This is a genomic window from Kitasatospora sp. NPDC018619, assembly GCF_044391605.1.
Lineage (GTDB): Bacteria > Actinomycetota > Actinomycetes > Streptomycetales > Streptomycetaceae > Kitasatospora.
On the sequence record NZ_JBISAI010000005.1, the window covers coordinates 364,817 to 383,799 of the forward strand.

Sequence of the window (18,983 nt, forward strand, 5' to 3'; positions counted from 1 at the left end):
TCAGTCCTGGGCGGCGGGGTTGACCCGGCCGGCCTCCCACAGTCGGGTCATCTCGCCGGCGCCGGACCAGCGGCCCTGGGCGCGGGCGGCGGCCATCACGTACTTGAGGACCTCGCGGCCGGAGTCGGCGTTGGTCAGGACCACGACCCCGCTCCCGGCGCGCAGTTGGCTGATCGTCATGGCGCGGTAGCCGTCGGTCTGTCCGGTGTGGCCGTAGTCCAGGTCGCCGCCGGACTCGTCCACCAGGCTGCCCGTCCCGTAGAAGCGGGCGGGCTCGACGAGGGTGAGCATCCGCTCGGCGAGGCGGCGGCCGAGCACCCGGGAGGGCTCGCCGCGGTGGGCCCGGCGGATCTCCACGGCGACCCGGGCGAGGTCGGCGGCGGTGGTCCACAGCCCGGCGGCGGCGGTGTCCGGGTGGGCGGCCCAGCCGTCGGGGCGGGGCACGCCGTGCTCGTCGTGGCCGACGGCGACGGGCGGCCCGGGGACGGCCGTCGGGTCGACGACGTAGGCGCTGTCCGCCATGCCCAGCGGGTCGAGCACCAACTCCCGCATCAAGTCCGGGAAGTGCCCGCCGGTGACGTCCTCCATCAGCTGCTGGAGGACGGTGTAGGCGACGTTGTTCTTCAGGAACACCGTGCCGGGCGCGCCGTCCACCGTCACCGGCGGGGTCTTCGCCGGGGCCCGGCCGTGCAGGATCTCGGCGGCCGTCGGCAGCGCGTCGCCGCGCCGGTAGTAGTGGTTGGCCAGGTCGGTCGGCGGGGTGGTCACCCCGGAGGTGAACCGCAGCAGGTGGTCGACCGTCACGCCCGCCGCCGGGACCCGCCAGGACGTCAGGTAGGTGTTGACGTCGGCGTCCGGGTCGACCAGCCCCAGCTCGGCGAGGCGCAGCACGCCCAGCGCCGAGACGTGCTTGCTGATCGAGCCGGCCGGGAAGCGCGTGCGGGGCGTGACGGGCGCGTCCTCGCCGGAGCGCAGGACGCCGTAGCCGTACACCTCGGCGAGCTCGCCGTCGCGGATCACCGCGATGCTCGCCCCGGGCACGCCGTGCTCGGCCATCACCTGCTCCGGCGAGGGGAGTTCGGGCGCCCGCTCCGGGACCAGCCGCAGACCGAGCGCGTCCTGGTTGGCCAGCACCAGCTCCAGGGCGGCGGCCAGCGCGTCCGCGTCGGCGGCGGGCGCGGGGGCGGCCGGGGCCACCGCCGCGGCCAGCTCGCCGAGCGTCTCGCTCTCGTACAGGGTGCGCAGCGAGACCGCGAGGCCGGCCCTGCGGGCCGCGGAGATGACCGGCAGCACCATGATCGAGTCCCCGCCGAGGGCGAAGAAGCTGTCGTCGCGGCCGACCCGCTCCACGCCCAGCGCCGTCGCCCAGATGTCGGCGAGCAGCCGCTCGGTCTCGGTGGCCGGCGCGACGTACGGGACGTCGGAGCCGAGCGGGGCGAGGTCGGGGGCGGGCAGGCGGCGGCGGTCGACCTTGCCGGAGACGGCCAGCGGCAGCCGGTCGAGCAGGACGAAGGCGGCCGGGACCATGTAGGCGGGCAGGGTGCGCCGCAGGTGCTCGGCGAGCTCGGCGGGCCGCGGGTCGGCGCCCGGCTCGGGGACGACGTACCCGACCAGCCGGCGCTCGCCGGGCCGGTCCTCGCGGGCCAGCACGACGGCGTCGCGCACGCCGGGGGCGAGCAGCAGCGTCGCCTCGATCTCGCCGGGCTCGACCCGGTAGCCGCGGATCTTCACCTGGTCGTCGCGGCGGCCCAGGAAGTCCAGGCTGCCGTCCGGCCGGAACCGGGCGAGGTCGCCGGTGCGGTAGAGCCGCGCGCCGGGGGCGGTGGCGTAGGGGTGCGGGACGAACTTCTCGGCCGTCAGGTCCGGGCGGCCGTGGTAGCCGCGGGCGACGCCGTTGCCGCCGAGGTAGAGCTCGCCGACCACGCCGGCCGGGACCGGCTGCATCGTGGCGTCGAGCACGTAGACCTCGGTGTTGGTGATCGGCCGGCCGATCGGGACGGGCGCCGCCTGGTCGGTGGTGCCGGTGGCGTCGTGGACGACGCAGCCGACGACCGTCTCGGTGGGGCCGTACTCGTTGATGATCCGGGCGTTGGGGGCGACCCGGCGCCAGGCCGCGACCATCTCGGGCTTCATCTCCTCGCCGCCCACCACGAAGGTGCGCACCGAGTCGATGCCGCCTGGGGTGCCGATCTCGGTGGCGACCAGGTCCAGGTGGGCCGGCGTGATCTTGACGATGCTGAAGTCGCCGTCCTCGCGGAGCAGCGCGGGGAGCGCCTCCTGGCCGCGGTCCCCCGGGACCATGGTGACGTCCCGGCCGGAGACCAGCGGGAGCAGGAAGCTGGGAACCGCCAGGTCGAAGGCGATCGAGCCGAACATCGGCGCCCCGCCGGCACCGGCCATGCCATAGTAACTCAAAGCCCAGTCCAGGTAGTTGGCCAGGCCGCCGTGGGTGACCAGGACGCCCTTGGGGCGGCCGGTCGAGCCCGAGGTGTAGATGGTGTAGACCAGGTCGTCGGCGGTGGTCTCGACCAGCGGGTCGTGCGCGGGGCGGGCCGCGACGGCCTCGGCGTCCCGGTCCAGCAGGACGGTCCGCGCGGAGTGCTCCGGCAGGACGGCGAGCAGGTCCTGACGGGTGATCAGCACCCGGGCCGCCGAGTCGGCCAGCTGGTGGGCCAGCCGCTCGGCCGGGGTCTCCGGGTCGAGCGGGAGGTAGGCCGCGCCGGCCTTGAGCACCCCGAGCACGGCGGTGAGCAGCCGCTCGTCGCGGTCGGCCAGCACGGCGACGAACTCCCCGCGCCGCACGCCCAGTTCCAGCAGGTGGTGGGCCAGGCGGTTGGCCGCGGCGTCCAGCTCCGCGTAGCTCACCGTCCGCCCGTCCGTGCGCACCGCGACGGCGTCGGGCGTCAGCGCCGCCTGGGCGGCGAAGCGCCGGTGCACCGGCCGGGCGTCGAACGCGGCACCGGTGCCGCCGCTCCACTCGCCGAGCACCGTCTCCCGCTCCTCGGCGGGCAGGTAGGCGGCGAGCGCGTCGCCGTCCAGGTCGGCGACCATCGCCTCCAGGACCAGCCGGTACGTCGCCCCGAGCCGCTGCGCCTGCTCCCGGGTCATCACCCGGGTGTTGGTGAGCAGCCCCAGCTCGCCGGCCATCGTGGTGACGGACAGGCTGAACTCGGTGCCGCCCTCGCGCAGGCTGGTGCCGATGTCCATCAGCTCGGTGTCGATCTGGCGGAAGTCCAGGTAGTTGAAGAAGACGTCGATCACCCGGCGCCCGCCCGCCTCGCGCTGGACCTCGGGCAGCGGGAACCGGCGGTGCGGCCAGAGCTCGACCTCGCGGGCGAAGACCCGTGCGACCAGCTCGCGCCACGTCCGGGCGCCGCCGGTGTGGGCGATCGGCAGCGTGTTCAGGTACATCCCGTACACCCTGTCGGCGCCGGGCGCCTCCGGGCGGGAGTCGCAGACCAGGCCGGTGAAGAAGTCCCGCTCCTCGGTGAGCTGCCCCATCACCTTGAGGTGCGCGGCGAGCAGCACGCTCTTCACCGAGACGTCGGCGCGGGCGGCGACCGCCTTCAGCTCGTCCTGGATGTCGTGCAGCGAGACGGCGACCGAGAAGGTCCGGGCCGGGGCCTCGTGGTCGCCCCAGGCGGAGGGCAGCGAGAACTGCGGGTAGTCGTTGACCACGTGGTGCCAGTAGGCGCGGTCGGCCGGGGAGGCCAGCGACTCGCGCTCGCCCGCGACGAAGTCCGCGAACCGCACCTGCGGGCGCTCGGGCTCGACGGGCACCCCGCCGTCGCGGACGGTCGCGTAGGTGGTGAGCAGCTCCATCCAGAGCGTGTAGTGGCCCCAGCCCTCCAGGATGGTGTGGTTCAGGCTGAGGAACATCCGCCAGCCGAAGTCGCTTCGGGTGACGGCGATGCGCACCAGCGGCGCCCGGCTGACGTCGAACAGCGTGTGCTGCTCCCGGTTGCTCAGCTCCAGCACCCGGCGGTGCACCTCGGCCTCGTCCAGCCCGGTGAGGTCGTGCAGCGCCACCGGGATCTCGGCGGTGGCGTGCACCAGCTGCATCGGCACCGAGTAGCCGTCCAGGTCGATCGAGGTGCGCAGCGCCTCGTGCCGGGCGACCACCAGGCGGGCCGCCTCGCGCATCGCGGCGAGGTCGAACGGCCGCCCGTCGTGGATCTCGAAGGAGGTGGTGTTGTGGTAGTTGTTCGCCCCCGAGTCGGCCAGCAGCTCGACCAGCATGCCGGTCTGGATCTGCGAGAGCGGGTAGGCGTCGGTGACGCCCGCCGGGACGGCCGCGCGGTCCTCCGGGCCGATCAGCTCGAACGGCTCGACGTAGCGCAGTTCGACGGCGGCCCGGTCGGCGACCGCCTCGGCCAGCCCGGCGACCGTCCGCAGCGCGAAGACCTCGCTGACCGTCAGGTCGTAGCCGGCCGCCTTCAGCGCGCCCACCAGGGTGACGGCGCGGATCGAGTCGCCGCCGAGGTCGAAGAAGGAGTCCTCGACGCCGACCGCCGCCAGGCCGAGCACCTCGGCCCAGACCGCGGCGATCCGGGCCTCGTCCGGGGTGCGCGGGGCGAGGCCCGGGCCGGCCGAGGCGAACGCCCCGGCGTCCGGCGCGGGCAGCGCGCGCACGTCCAGCTTGCCGTTGGCGGTGAGCGGGACGCGCTCCAGGGCGACGTAGGCCGCCGGGGCCATGTAGTCGGGCAGCGACAGGAGCAGGTGCTCGCGCAGCGCGGCCGGCTCGGGCCGCTCCTGCCCGGCCGGGACGACGTACGCGGCGAGCCGCCGGTCGCCCGGGGCGTCCTCGCGGAGCACCACGGCGGCGTTGGCGACGGCCGGGTGGGTGAGCAGCGCGGCCTCGATCTCGCCGAGCTCGATCCGGTAGCCGCGCAGCTTGACCTGGTGGTCGGCGCGGCCGACGAAGTCCAGGGTGCCGTCCGGCAGCCAGCGGACCACGTCGCCGGTGCGGTACATCCGGGCGCCGGGGGCGCCGAACGGGTCCGGCACGAAGCGGTCGGCGGTCAGGCCGGGCCGGCCCCGGTAGCCGTGGGCCAGGCCCGCGCCGCCCACGCACAGCTCGCCGGGCACGCCGCGCGGCACCAGCCGCAGCCCGCTGTCGACGACGTACAGGTGGGAGTTGTCGATCGGGCGGCCGATCGGCACGGTGGCCGCGTCCTCGGCGAGGGCGGTGACCACGTGGACGGAGGAGAAGGTGGTGTTCTCGGTAGGGCCGTAGCCGTGCAGCAGGCGCCCGGGGGCGCCCTCGCGCAGGACCGCCCGGACGGTGGCGGCGTCGGCCGCCTCGCCGCCGAAGACGACGGTGCGCAGGCCGGCCAGGGCGTGCGGCACGGTGCGGACCACGTGGTTGAAGAGCGAGGTGGTGAGCACCAGTGCGGTGACGCCGCGCCGGCGCACCTCGGCGGTGAGCGCGTGCGGGTCCAGGACGGTGTCCCGGTCCAGCACCTGGAGGCGGGCGCCGTTGAGCAGCGCGCCCCAGACCTCGACGGTGGCGCCGTCGAAGGAGACGCTGGCCGCGTGGGCGACCACGTCGTCCGCGGCCAGGCCCAGGTACTCGGTGCCGCCGACCAGCCGGACGATTGCCCGGTGCGGGACGGCGGTCGCCTTCGGCGTGCCCGTCGAGCCCGAGGTGTACATCATGTAGGCGAGCTCCTCGGGGGCCGGGTGGCCCGCCGGGGGAGCGGTGCGCTCGTACGGGGCGGTGGCGTCCAGCAGCACGGCGGGGCCGTCCCAGGCGGGCAGGTCGGCCGTCAGGTGGGCGGCCGTGACGAGCGCGGCGGCGGCCGAGTCGGCCAGCATGAAGGCCTGCCGGTCGGCCGGGTAGGACGGGTCGAGCGGCATGTAGGCGGCGCCGGACTTCAGCACGCCGAGCAGCGCGACGGGCAGCTCGGCCGAGCGCTCCAGGGCGACGGCGACCACGGTGCCGGGGCCCGCGCCGAGCCCGCGCAGCTCGGCCGCCAGGGCGTTCGACCGGGCGTCCAGCTCGGCGTAGTCCAGCTCGACGCCGGCGGCGCCGACCGCGACCGCCGCGGGGGCGGCGGCCACCCGGTCGGCGAAGAGCTCGGTCACCGAGCGGGTGACCGGCGCGCCCGGGGTGGCGCCCCAGGTGCGCAGCAGCTCCTCCTCGCCGTCCGGCAGCGCGGCGAGCGCGGGCCCGTCCGGGTCGGCGGCCATCGCCAGCACCACCGAGCGGTACATGCCCGCCAGCCGGTCCGCCTCGGCGCGGCTCAGCACGCCGGTGTGGGTGGCCAGGCTGAGGTTGCCGTTCAGGGTGGTGACGATCAGGGCGAACTCGGTCGAGCCGTCGCCGGTGCTCGCCCCGAGGTCGATCAGCTCGGTGTCGACCTGCTTGTAGTCCTGGTAGTTGAAGGCGACCTCGATCAGCCGCTGGCCGCCGGCCTGCCGCTGGATCACCGGCAGCGGGTGGCGGCGGTGCGGCCAGAGCTCGGCCTCCCGGGCGTACACCGCGGCGACCAGCTCGCGCCAGGTCCGCTCGGCCCGGTCGAGCGCGAACGGCACCGTGTTGAGGTGCATGCCCAGCACCCGCTCGGCGCCCAGCGCCTCGGGGCGGGCGTCGGTGGCCAGGCCGGTGGCGAAGGCCCGCTCGTCGGTGAGCCGGCTCAGCACCGCGAGGTGCGCGGCGTGCAGCACGGCCTTCATCGAGGCCCCGGCCGACCGGGCCAGCGCCCGCAGGCCCGGCTCGACGTCGGCGAAGGGGACGCGCACCAGGAACGGCTCGGGCTCGCCCGCGGCGTCGCCCCAGCCGGCCGGCAGCGCGAACGGCTCGTACGCGGAGGTGATGCCGCGCCAGTACGCCTGGTCGGCTTCGGACTCCAGCGACTCCAGCTCGGCGGCGACGAAGTCCGCGTACCGGACGGCCGGGCGCGGCGGCTCGACCGCCTCGCCGCCGTCCCGCAGGGTCCGGTAGACGTCCAGCAGCTCCATCAGCAGGGAGTGGTGGCTCCAGCCCTCGGTGATCGCGTGGTTCTGGGCCAGGCCCAGCCACCAGGCCCGGTCGGACTCCACCAGCGCGGAGACCCGCAGCAGCGAGGGCGTGGCCAGGTCGAACGGCGTGGCGCGCTGCTCGGCGACGAAGGCGCGCACGGCCTCGTCCACGGCAGGCCCGTCCAGCCCGCGCAGTTCGCGGACCTCGACCGGCATCGCGCTCTCGGCGTGGACGAGCTGGAGCGGCACCGAGTACCCGGTGAGCTCGAAGCCGGTGCGCAGGACCTCGTGGCGGGCGGCCAGCAGCTGCGCGGCGCGGGCCAGCGCCGAGGAGTCGAGGGGCCTGCCGTCGCGGATCCGGAAGGCGTTGACGTTGAGGTAGCGGTTCTCGCCGGTGTCGGCGAGCATCTCGACCAGGATGCCGAGCTGGCCCTGCGACACCGGGTAGGCGTCGGCCAGGCCGGCCGGCAGCGCGGCCCGGTCCGCGTCGGTCAGCAGCGCGAACGGCTCGACCGGGGCGGGCCCGGCCGCCGGGGCGCCGGGGTCGGCGGCGGCAGCGGCGGCCAGGCCGGCGACCGTGCGGTGGGCGAAGACGTCGCGGACGGTGAGCGGGAAGCCGGCCGCGCGCAGCGCGCCGATCAGCGAGACGGCACGGATCGAGTCGCCGCCGATGTCGAAGAAGGAGTCCTCGACGCCGACCCGGGGCAGGCCGAGCACCTCGGCCCAGACGGCCGCGATCCGGCCCTCCGCCTCGGTGCGCGGCGCCGTGTACGGCTGCTCGGCGCCGAGCGCCGCCCAGTCGGGGGCGGGCAGCGCCCGGTAGTCGATCTTGGTGTTGGCGGTCAGCGGGACGCGCTCCAGCGCGACGAAGGCCGCCGGGACCATGTACTCGGGCAGCCGGGCCAGGCAGTGCTCGGCCAGCTCGGCGGCGGCCGGCAGCCCGCCGACGGCGCGGGGCACGGCGTACGCCACGATCCGGGCACCGCCCGGGGCCGAGGTGTCCGCCACCACGACCGCCTCGCGGACGGCCGGGTGCTCGGCCAGCACGGCCTGGATCTCGCCCGGCTCGACCCGGTAGCCGCGGACCTTCACCTGGTCGTCGGTGCGGCCGAGGAAGTCCAGGCCGCCGTCGGCCAGGGTGCGCACCAGGTCGCCGGTGCGGTAGAGCCGCGAGCCGGCCGGGCCGTACGGGTCCGGCACGAAGCGCTCGGCGGTCAGCGCCGGGCGGGCGAGGTAGCCGCGGGCCACCGCCGGGCCGCCCAGGTACAGCTCGCCGGGCACGCCGACCGGGACGGGGAAGCCGTCCTGGTCGAGCACCAGCGCCCGGGTGTCGCCGAGCGGCAGGCCGAGCGGGATGCCCGCCGGGTCCGCCAGGTCGGCCGGGGTGATCCGGTGGTGCGTCACCTGCACGGTGGCCTCGGTGGGCCCGTACACGTTGACCAGCTCGGGGGCGTCGGTGCCGAACCGCTCGGTCCACGGCGCCAGCCAGGCGCCGGTGTGCTTCTCGCCGCCGAAGAACAGCGCGCGCAGGGCGAGGCGGTCGACCCGCGGGTCGCCCTGCTCGACGGCCGCGACGATGCCGCGGAAGGCGGACGGCGTGCTGAGCACGGCCGTCACCCGCTCGGCCACCAGCAGGTCGAGCAGCTCGTCGGAGTCCCGGGCGGTGTCGGCGGGGACCACCACCACCCGGCCGCCGTGCAGCAGGGCGGCCCAGAGCTCGAAGACCGAGACGTCGAAGGCGTACGAGTGGAGCAGCGCCCAGACCTGCTCGGCGTCCAGCGCGAACCGCTCCGCCGTGGAGCGCAGCAGCCGGCCCACGTTGGCGTGGGTGACCCCGACGCCCTTGGGGCGGCCGGTGGAGCCGGAGGTGTAGATGACGTACGCGAGGTTGTCCGGGTGCCCGGCGGGCGCCGGGTCGGTGGCGGGGCGCGCGGCCAGCTCCGCGGTGTCGTCGACGACCACCAGCGGGCCGTCGAAGGCGGCGCCGGCCAGGTCGGCCAGCGCGGTCTCGGTGACCACCGCGCACGGGGCGAGGTCCTCGGCCATGAAGGCCAGCCGGCCGGCCGGCTGGACCGGGTCCATCGGCAGGTACGCCGCGCCGGACTTGAGCACACCGAGCAGGGCGGGCACCAGCGCGGGGCCGCGGTGCAGGCAGACGCCGACCACGTCCTCCGGACCGACGCCGAGCGCCCGCAGGTGGTGCGCGAGCCGGTTGGCCTCGGCGTTCAGCTCGGCGTAGGTGAGGCTCCGGCCGTCGGCGACGACGGCCACCGCGTCGGGCGTCGCGGCCGCCCGGGCCTCGAAGGCCCGGTGCACGGTCGCGGTGACGGGCGCGACGGGGGCGGCCGGCGGCAGCAGCAGCGCCCGGTCGCCCTCGGGCAGGTGGACGGCCCTGGCGTCGCCCTCCGGGTCGGATGCCATCGCCTCCAGCACCAGCCGGTACATCGCGGCGATCCGCTCGGCCTCGGCCCGGCCGAGGTGGCGGGTGTCGGTGCGCAGGCCGAGGTAGCCGGCCCTGGCGATGACGGCCAGCGGGAACTCGGTGAAGCCGGTGCCGATGCTCGCCCCGACGTCCACCTGGTCGGTGTCCACCTGGTGGAAGTCCAGGTAGTTGAAGATGACGTCGATCAGCCGCCGGCCGCCCGCCTCGCGCTGGATAGCCGGCAGCGGGTAGCGCCGGTGCGGCCACAGGCCCATCTCGTGGGCGAAGACGGCGGCCACCAGCTCACGCCAGGTGCGGGCCGAGCGGTCGTGGGCGAAGGGCACCGTGTTGAGGTGCATCCCCGCGACCCGGTCCGCGCCCCGCAGCTCGGGGCGGGCGTCGAAGGCCAGGCCGGTGAAGAAGGCCGGGGCCTCGGTGAGCTGGCTCGACACCTTGAGGTGGGCGGCGAGCAGCACGCTCTTGAGCGAGGCGCCGGCGGAGACGGCCAGCGCGCGCAGCCGCTCCTCCAGGTCGTGCACGGGCACGTGCACCTGGAAGGCCTCGTACTCGCCGCGGGCCGCACCCGGGGTGCTGCCCCAGCCGGCCGGGAGGGCGAACGGCTCGTGGCCGTCCACGACGCCGCGCCAGTAGGCCTGGTCGCCGGCGTCCTCCAGGGAGGCCAGCTCGGCGGCGACGAAGTCCGCGTAGCGGGCACCGGTGTGCTGCCCGGCGCCGTCGCCGGGCTCGCCGCCGTCCAGGAACTCCCGGTAGTGGGCGAGCAGTTCGGCCATCAGCGAGTGGTAGCTCCAGCCCTCCAGGATCGGGTGGGCGTGGGTCAGCACCAGCCACCAGGCCGAGCCGTCCTCGACGGCCGCGCGGACCCGGAACAGCGGCGGCCGTGCCAGGTCGAACGGCGTGCCGCTCTCCTCGGCGTTCACCGCGCGCAGTGCGGCGTCGAACGCCTCACCGTGGAGGTGGCGCAGGTCGGTGACGGTGACGGGGATGGCGGTGGTGGTGTGGACGAGTTGGAGGGGTTGGGAGTAGCCGGTGAGGTCGAAGCCGGTGCGGAGGACCTCGTGGCGTCGGAGGAGGGTGTCGGCGGCGTGTTGGAGGGCGGTGGCGTCGAAGGGGTGGTCGTCGCGGATCCGGAAGGCGTCGACGTTGTGGTAGGTCAGCTGGTCGTCGTCGAGGGCCATTTCGACGAGCATGCCGAGTTGGACCTGGGAGATCGGGTAGGCGTCGGTGGTGCCGGGGGGCAGGGCGGTGCGGTCGGTGTCGGTGATGAGGGCGAAGGGTTGGGTGAAGGTCTCTTCGGTGACGGGTTGGGCCTGGGCGGTGACGTGGGTGGCGAGTTCGGCGACGGTGCGGTGTTCGAAGACGTCGCGGACGGCGACCTGGTAGCCGGCGGCGCGGACGGCGCCGACGAGGACGATGGCGCGGATGGAGTCGCCGCCGAGGTCGAAGAAGCTGTCCTCGATGCTGACGCGCTCGACGCCCAGGGCGTCGGCCCAGGCCTGGGCGATTCGGGCCTCGGTTTCGGTGCGGGGGGCGACGAAGGGTGCCGCGGTGGTGCGGTCGGGGGTGGGGAGGGCTTTGCGGTCGAGCTTGCCGGCGGAGTTGAGGGGCCAGGTGTCGAGTGCGACGAAGGCGCCGGGGACCATGTAGTCGGGGAGTACTTCGCGGAGGTGGGCGCGTAGTTCGGCTGCGTCCGGTTCATCTCCGGTGGGGATGAGGTAGGCGACGAGCCAGGTGTCGCCGTTGTCTTCGGTGCGGGCGATGACGGCGGCGTCGTGGATGCCGGGGTGGGTGGTGAGGCGGGTTTCGATCTCGCCGAGTTCGATGCGGTAGCCGCGGATCTTGACCTGGTGGTCGGTGCGGCCGAGGAACTCGATGGTGCCGTCGTCCAGGCGGCGCACCAGGTCACCGGTGCGGTAGAGGCGGGTGCCGTCGGGGGTGAAGGGGTTGGGGGCGAAGCGGTCGGCGGTGAGGTCGGGGCGGTCGAGGTAGCCCTGGGCGACCCCGGCGCCCGCGATGCAGAGCTCACCCACCACACCGACGGGCACCGGCTGGAGCAGGGCGTCGACGATGTAGAGCTGGGTGTTGTCGATCGGTCCGCCGATCGAGACCGCCTTCGCCTCGGCCGGGACGTCCCAGGTGGTGGACCAGATGGTGGTCTCGGTGGGGCCGTAGACGTTGACCAGTCGGGTGGTGCGGGCGCGCAGGTCGCGGGCGAGTTCGACGGGGAGGGCTTCGCCGCCGACGAGGGCGGTGACGTCGGTGGTGGTGAAGCCGGCGTCGAGGAGGAGTTTCCAGCCGGAGGGGGTGGCCTGGACGTGGGTGATGCCGTGGGTGTGGATGAGGTGGAGCAGGGATTCGGCGTCGCGTTCCTCGTCTGCGGCGAGGACGAGGCGGTGGCCGTCGACGAGGGGGAGGTAGAGCTCCAGGCCGGAGATGTCGAAGGAGACGGAGGTGGAGGCGAGCCAGGTCTCGGTGCCGGTCCGGGAGGTGCCGAGGACGCGGCGCATGCCGACGAGGAGGTTGCCCAGGGCGCCGTGGGGGATCTGGACGCCCTTGGGGCGGCCGGTGGAGCCGGAGGTGTAGAGCACGTAGGCGACCGCCGCCGGATCGACCGGCGCCCAACCGCCCTCGGTGGAGCAGGCGTTCACGGCCTCGCCGGCCGCGAGGGCCACCGTGCCGGGGAACCACTCGGGGGTGGAGGCGGCCACCAGCACGCGCACCCGGGCGTCGGACAGCGTGCCGCTCAGGCGTTCCACCGGGTGGGACGGGTCCAGTGGCAGGTAGGCGGCGCCGGTCTTCTGGACGGCCAGCAGGGCGACCGGCAGCTCGGCCGTGCGCTCCAGCAGCACGCCCACCACGTCGCCCGGGGCAACGCCCTGGGCTCGCAGGTGGTGTGCCAACTGGTTGGAGCGCGCGTCGAGTTCGGCATAGGTCAGGGTCGTGGTGCCGCTGACGACGGCGAGGGCGTCCGGCGTGGCGGCCACGCGGGCCGCGAACAGCTCCGGCACGCACCCGGCGGGGACGTCGGTCGTGGTGTCGTTCCCACCCGACACCACCAGGACCCGCTCGTCCTCCGGCAGGTGGACCGCCTTGGCGTCGCCCTCCGGGTCGGCCGCCATCGCCTCCAGCACCAGCCGGTACATCGCCGCGATCCGCTCGGTGTTGGCGAGGGTCAGCGCCTTGCCGTCGGCGGTCAGGATGACATGACCGGCCAACGTGGAGACGGCCAGCGGGAACTGGGAGGCGGCGGCACCGAGGCCGGCCTCGACGTCGATCAGGTCGGTGTCGACCTGGTGGTAGTTCTGGTAGGTGAAGAGCACGTCGACGACCGACTGCCCCTCCGCCAACCGCTGGATCGCCGGCAGCGGGAAGCGCCGGTGCGCCCAGAGGTCCAGCTCGCGGTCGAAGACGGCGGCCACCAACTCGCGCCAGGTGCCGGCCGTACGGTCGTGCAGGAACGGCACGGTGTTGAGGTGCATGCCGTACACGCGGTCGGCGCCATCGAGCTCGGGGCGGGCGTCGAAGACCAGGCCCGCGGTGAACGTCCGCTCGTCCGTCAGCTGGCTCATCACCTTGAGGTGCGCCGCCAGCAGCACGCTCTTCATCGAGACCCGCGCCGTGCCGGCCAGGGCACGGAGCCGGGGCTCGATGTCCTGGTAGCCGACCGGGACGCGGTGCTGCGCGCCCTCGGCGGCGGCCTCGTCGCCCCAACCGGACGGAACCGTCACGGCGGGGTGCTCGGTCACGATGCCGCGCCAGAAGTCCTGGTCGGCCTCGTCGGCCAGCGACTCCAGCTCACCGGCGACGAAGTCGGCGAACCGCGCCTCGACGGGCTCGTAGCCGTCGTCGGGGTCCCCGCCCTGCCGGACGGCGCGGTAGACGGCGGTGAGCTCCATCAGGAGCGAGTGGTGGCTCCACCCCTCCAGGACGATGTGGCTGTGCGTCAGCCCGAGCCACCACGCGTCGTCGCTCTCGACCAGGCCCGCGACCCGCAGCAGCGGTGCCCGGCCCAGGTCGAACGGCGCGCCCTCCTCCTGCGCGACGAAGGCGCCGATCGCCCGCTGCCGGTCCTCCGCGTCCAGGGCCCGCAGGTCCCGGACCACGACGGGGATGTCGGCGGCGGCCCGCACCAGCTGCATCGGCACGGAGTAGGTGGTCAGGTCGATCGACGTGCGCAGCACCTCGTGCCGGGCGAGCACGATCCGCGCCGCCTCCTGGAGCGCGGCCGCGTCGAAGGGCAGCTCGTCCCGGACCCGGAAGGACGTGACCCGGTGGTAGTCGTCCCCGCCGTCCTCCAGCAGGGCCTCCACGACCATGCCGACCTGGACCTGCGAAAGCGGGTAGGCGTCCACCACACCGGTCGGGAGCCGGTCCCGGTCCTCGGCCGGGACGAGCGCGAACGGGGCCACCGTGGCGGGCGCGACGGGCGCCGGCGCCTCCGCGGGGGCGGGCTGAGCCTGGGCAGCGGCGCTGCTGTTCATCATGGCCAGCAGATCGGCGACGGACGCCTGCTGGAGGAGGTCACCCGAGCCGATGTCGAAGCCGGCCGCCCGCAGCGCGCCGGCGAGCGCCTCCGCGGCGTCCGGCGCGGTTCCGGTTCCAGCTCCTGCCTTCGACACCTTGTCCTCCTGATCGGCCGCCGCGGCAGTGGCTGCCGGAGCGAGATGGTCCGCCAGCTCGGCGACGGTCTGGTACTTGAAGATCGTGCGGACCGTGAGGCTGAAGCCCGCGGCCTTGAGCGCGCCCACGACGGAGACCGCGCGGATGGAGTCGCCGCCGAGGTCGAAGAAGGTGTCCTCGACGCTCACCCGGGGGATGCCGAGCGCGGTGGACCACGCCTGGGCGATTCGGGCTTCGGTTTCGGTGCGGGGGGCGACGAAGGGTGCCTCGGCGGTGCGGTCGGGGGTGGGGAGGGCCTTGCGGTCGAGCTTGCCGGCGGAGTTGAGGGGCCAGGCGTCGAGTGCGACGAAGGCGCCGGGGACCATGTAGTCGGGGAGTACTTCGCGGAGGTGGGCGCGTAGTTCGGCTGCGTCCGGTTCATCTCCGGTGGGGATGAGGTAGGCGACGAGCCAGGTGTCGCCGTTGCCTTCGGTGCGGGCGATGACGGCGGCGTCGTGGATGCCGGGGTGGGTGGTGAGGCGGGTTTCGATCTCGCCGAGTTCGATGCGGTAGCCGCGGATCTTGACCTGGTGGTCGGTGCGGCCGAGGAACTCGATGGTGCCGTCGTCGAGGCGGCGGACGAGGTCGCCGGTGCGGTAGAGGCGGGTGCCGGGTGTTCCGAAGGGGTTGGGGGCGAAGCGGTCGGCGGTGAGGTCGGGGCGGTCCAGGTAGCCCTGGGCGACCCCGGCGCCGGCGATGCAGAGTTCGCCGACGACGCCGAGGGGGACGGGCTGGAGGTGGCTGTCGAGGATGTAGAGCTGGGTGTTGTCGAGGGGGGTGCCGAGGGAGACGGTCTCGGTGTCCGTGGGGACGTCCCAGGTGGTGGACCAGATGGTGGTCTCGGTGGGGCCGTAGACGTTGACCAGTCGGGTGGTGCGGGCGCGCAGGTCGCGGGCGAGTTCGACGGGCAGGGCCTCGCCGCCGACGAGGGCGGTGACGTCGGTGGTGGTGAAGCCGGCGTCGAGGAGGAGTTTCCAGCCGGAGGGGGTGGCCTGGACGTGGGTGATGCCGTGGGTGTGGATGAGGTGGAGCAGGGATTCGGCGTCGCGCTCTTCGTCTGCTGCGAGGACGAGGCGGTGGCCGTCGACGAGGGGGAGGTAGAGCTCCAGGCCGGAGATGTCGAAGGAGACGGAGGTGGAGGCGAGCCAGGTCTCGGTGCCGGTCCGGGAGGTGCCGAGGACGCGGCGCATGCCGACGAGGAGGTTGCCCAGGGCGCCGTGGGGGATCTGGACGCCCTTGGGGCGGCCGGTGGAGCCGGAGGTGTAGAGCACGTAGGCGACCGCCGCCGGATCGACCGGCGCCCAACCACCCTCGATCGAGGCGGAGTTGACGGCTTCGTCCGTGACGAATACCACCTGGCCGCGGTAGCAGTCGGCCGCGACCTCGCTCAGTGACTCCTGTGTCACCAGCACGCTCGGGTCGGCGTCCTCGACCAGGTAGGCCAGTCGGGCCGCCGGGTGGGCCGCATCCATCGGCAGGTAGGCGGCGCCGGTCTTCTGGACGGCCAGCAGGGCGACCGGCAGCTCGGCCGTGCGCTCCAGCAGCACGCCCACCACGTCGCCCGGGGCCACGCCCAGGGCTCGCAGGTGGTGTGCCAACTGGTTGGAGCGGGCGTCGAGTTCGGCATAGGTCAGGGTCGTGGTGCCGCTGACGACGGCGAGGGCGTCCGGCGTGGCGGCCACCCGGGCCGCGAACAGCTCCGGCACGCACCCGGCGGCCGAAGCGGTGGCCGAACCGTTCCAGGCCTCCAGGACGCGCTCGCGCTCTCCCTCGGGCAGGTGGACGGCCCTGGCGTCGCCCTCCGGGTCGGCCGCCATCGCCTCCAGCACCAGCCGGTACATCGCCGCGATCCGCTCGGTGTTCGCGCGGCTCAGCACCCGACCACTCGCGGCGAGCACGAGGTGCCCCCCGCGCGTCGAGACGGTGAGCGGGAACTCGGTGGGGCTGTCGTCCAGCTCGCCGACGTAGTCGACCAGCGTGCTGTCCGCCTGGGTGAAGTCCTGGTAGTTGAAGTAGACGTCGAGCAACTGCCGTCCGCCGGCCAGGCGCTGGATCGCCGGCAGCGGGAAGCGCCGGTGCGGCCAGAACTCCAGCTCGCGGTCGAAGACGGCGGCCACCAGCTTGCGCCAGGTGCGCGCGGTCCGCGTGTCGAAGGCGAACGGCACGGTGTTGAGGTGCATGCCGTAGACCCGTGCCGAGCCGCGCAGTTCGGGGCGGGCGTCGGCGACCAGGCCGCTGGAGAAGGCCGGCTCGAAGGTCAGCTGGGAGAGCACCTTGAGGTGCGCCGCCACCAGCACGCTCTTGAGCGAGGCCCGGGTGTCGCCGGCCAGCGTGCGCAGCCGCTCCTCCAGGTCGTGGACCGGTACGGAGACCCGGTGGGCCGCGAGCGGCGCGTCCGGCCCGTCACCCCAGCCCGTGGGCAGGGCGAAGGTCGCGTAGCCGTCGACGATGCCGCGCCAGTAGGCCTGGTCGTCGGCGTCCGCCAACGCCTCCAACTCGCCCGCGACGAAGTCCGCGTACCGGCCCGGGACCGGCTCGACGGCCGCGGCCGCGCCGGTGTCGCGGATCTGCCCGTAGACGTCCAACAGCTCGGTGAGCAGGGAGTGGTGGCTCCAGCCCTCCAGGATCGGGTGCGAGTGGGTGAAGACGAGGTGCCAGTCCGTCTCGCCGCGCAGGTGCGCCGCGAAGCGGATCAGCGGGGGCTGTGCGAGGTCGAAGGGCGTCGCGCGCTCCTCGGCCACGCTCGCGGCGACCGCCTCCTCCTGCGCCGCCTCGTCGAGGTGGCGCAGGTCGGTGACGGTGACGGGGATGGCGGTGGTGGTGTGGACGAGTTGGAGGGGTTGGGAGTAGCCGGTGAGGTCGAAGCCGGTGCGGAGGATCTCGTGGCGTTCGACGAGGGTGTCGGCGGCGTGTTGGAGGGCGGTGGCGTCGAAGGGGTGGTCGTCGCGGATCCGGAAGGCGTCGACGTTGTGGTAGGTCAGCTGTTCGTCGTCGAGGGCCATTTCGACGAGCATGCCGAGTTGGACCTGGGAGATCGGGTAGGCGTCGGTGGTGCCGGGGGGCAGGGCGGTGCGGTCGGTGTCGGTGATGAGGGCGAAGGGTTGGGTGAAGGTCTCTTCGGTGACGGGTTGGGCCTGGGCGGTGACGTGGGTGGCGAGTTCGGCGACGGTGCGGTGTTCGAAGACGTCGCGGACGGCGACCTGGTAGCCGGCGGCGCGGACGGCGCCGACGAGGACGATGGCGCGGATGGAGTCGCCGCCGAGGTCGAAGAAGCTGTCCTCGATGCTGACGCGCTCGACGCCCAGGGCGTCGGCCCAGGCCTGGGCGATCCTCGCTTCGGTTTCGGTGCGGGGTGCCACGTAGACGCTTTCCGCCGAACGGTCCGGGGCGGGGAGGGCCTTGCGGTCGAGCTTGCCGGCGGAGTTGAGGGGCCAGGCGTCGAGTGCGACGAAGGCGCCGGGGACCATGTAGTCCGGCAGGGTTTCGCGGAGGAATGTGCGCAGTTCGGCCGTGTCGGGTGCGTTGGTGCCGGTGGGGATGAGGTAGGCGACGAGCCAGGTGTCGCCGGTGTCCTCGGTGCGGGCGATGACGGCGGCGTCGTGGATGCCGGGGTGGGTGGTGAGGCGGGTTTCGATCTCGCCGAGTTCGATGCGGTAGCCGCGGATCTTGACCTGGTGGTCGGTGCGGCCGAGGAACTCGATGGTGCCGTCGTGCAGGCGGCGGACGAGGTCGCCGGTGCGGTAGAGGCGGGTGCCGGGTGTTCCGAAGGGGTTGGGGGCGAAGCGGTCGGCGGTGAGGTCGGGGCGGTCGAGGTAGCCCTGGGCGACCCCGGCGCCGGCGATGCAGAGTTCGCCGACGACGCCGAGGGGGACGGGCTGGAGGTGGCTGTCGAGGATGTAGAGCTGGGTGTTGTCGAGGGGGGTGCCGAGGGAGACGGTCTCGGTGTCCGTGGGGACGTCCCAGGTGGTGGACCAGATGGTGGTCTCGGTGGGGCCGTAGACGTTGACCAGTCGGGTGGTGCGGGCGCGCAGGTCGCGGGCGAGTTCGACGGGCAGGGCCTCGCCGCCGACGAGGGCGGTGACGTCGGTGGTGGTGAAGCCGGCGTCGAGGAGGAGTTTCCAGCCGGAGGGGGTGGCCTGGACGTGGGTGATGCCGTGGGTGTGGATGAGGTGGAGCAGGGAGTCGGCGTCGCGTTCCTCGTCTGCGGCGAGGACGAGGCGGTGGCCGTCGACGAGGGGGAGGTAGAGCTCCAGGCCGGAGATGTCGAAGGAGACGGAGGTGGAGGCGAGCCAGGTCTCGGTGCCGGTCCGGGAGGTGCCGAGGACGCGGCGCATGCCGAGGAGGAGGTTGCCCAGGGCGCCGTGGGGGATCTGGACGCCCTTGGGGCGGCCGGTGGAGCCGGAGGTGTAGAGCACGTAGGCGACCGCCGCCGGATCGACCGGCGCCCAACCGCCCTCGGTGGAGCAGGCGTTCACGGCCTCGCCGGCCGCGAGGGCCACCGTGCCGGGGAACCACTCGGGGGTGGAGGAGGCCACCAGCACGCGCACCCGGGCGTCGGACAGCGTGCCGCTCAGGCGTTCCACCGGGTGGGACGGGTCGAGCGGCAGGTAGGCGGCGCCGGTCTTCTGGACGGCCAGCAGGGCGACCGGCAGCTCGGCCGAACGCTCCAGCAGCACGCCGACGACGTCGCCCGGGGCCACGCCCAGGGCTCGCAGGTGGTGTGCCAACTGGTTGGAGCGCGCGTCGAGTTCGGCATACGTCAGGGTCGTATTGCCGCTGACGACGGCGAGGGCGTCCGGCGTGGCGGCCACCCGGGCCGCGAACAGCTCCGGCACGCACCCGGCGGCCGTCGCGGTGGCCGAACCGTTCCAGGCCTCCAGGACGCGCTCGCGCTCGCCCTCGGGCAGGTGGACCGCCCTGG

1 protein-coding gene (cut by a window edge) is annotated in these 18,983 nt (G+C 74.2%); it reads right to left on the bottom strand.

Features of this window, described 5'->3' with window-relative positions:
* Window positions 1–18,983: the 3' portion of a non-ribosomal peptide synthase/polyketide synthase gene (locus tag ACH5AR_RS10715; protein ID WP_396301010.1), read on the bottom strand. It continues 4,639 nt past the right edge of the window; the window shows 18,983 of its 23,622 coding nt (coding positions 4,640–23,622); its start codon lies beyond the right edge, outside the window — the gene reads right to left on this strand; it ends in the stop codon at window positions 1–3.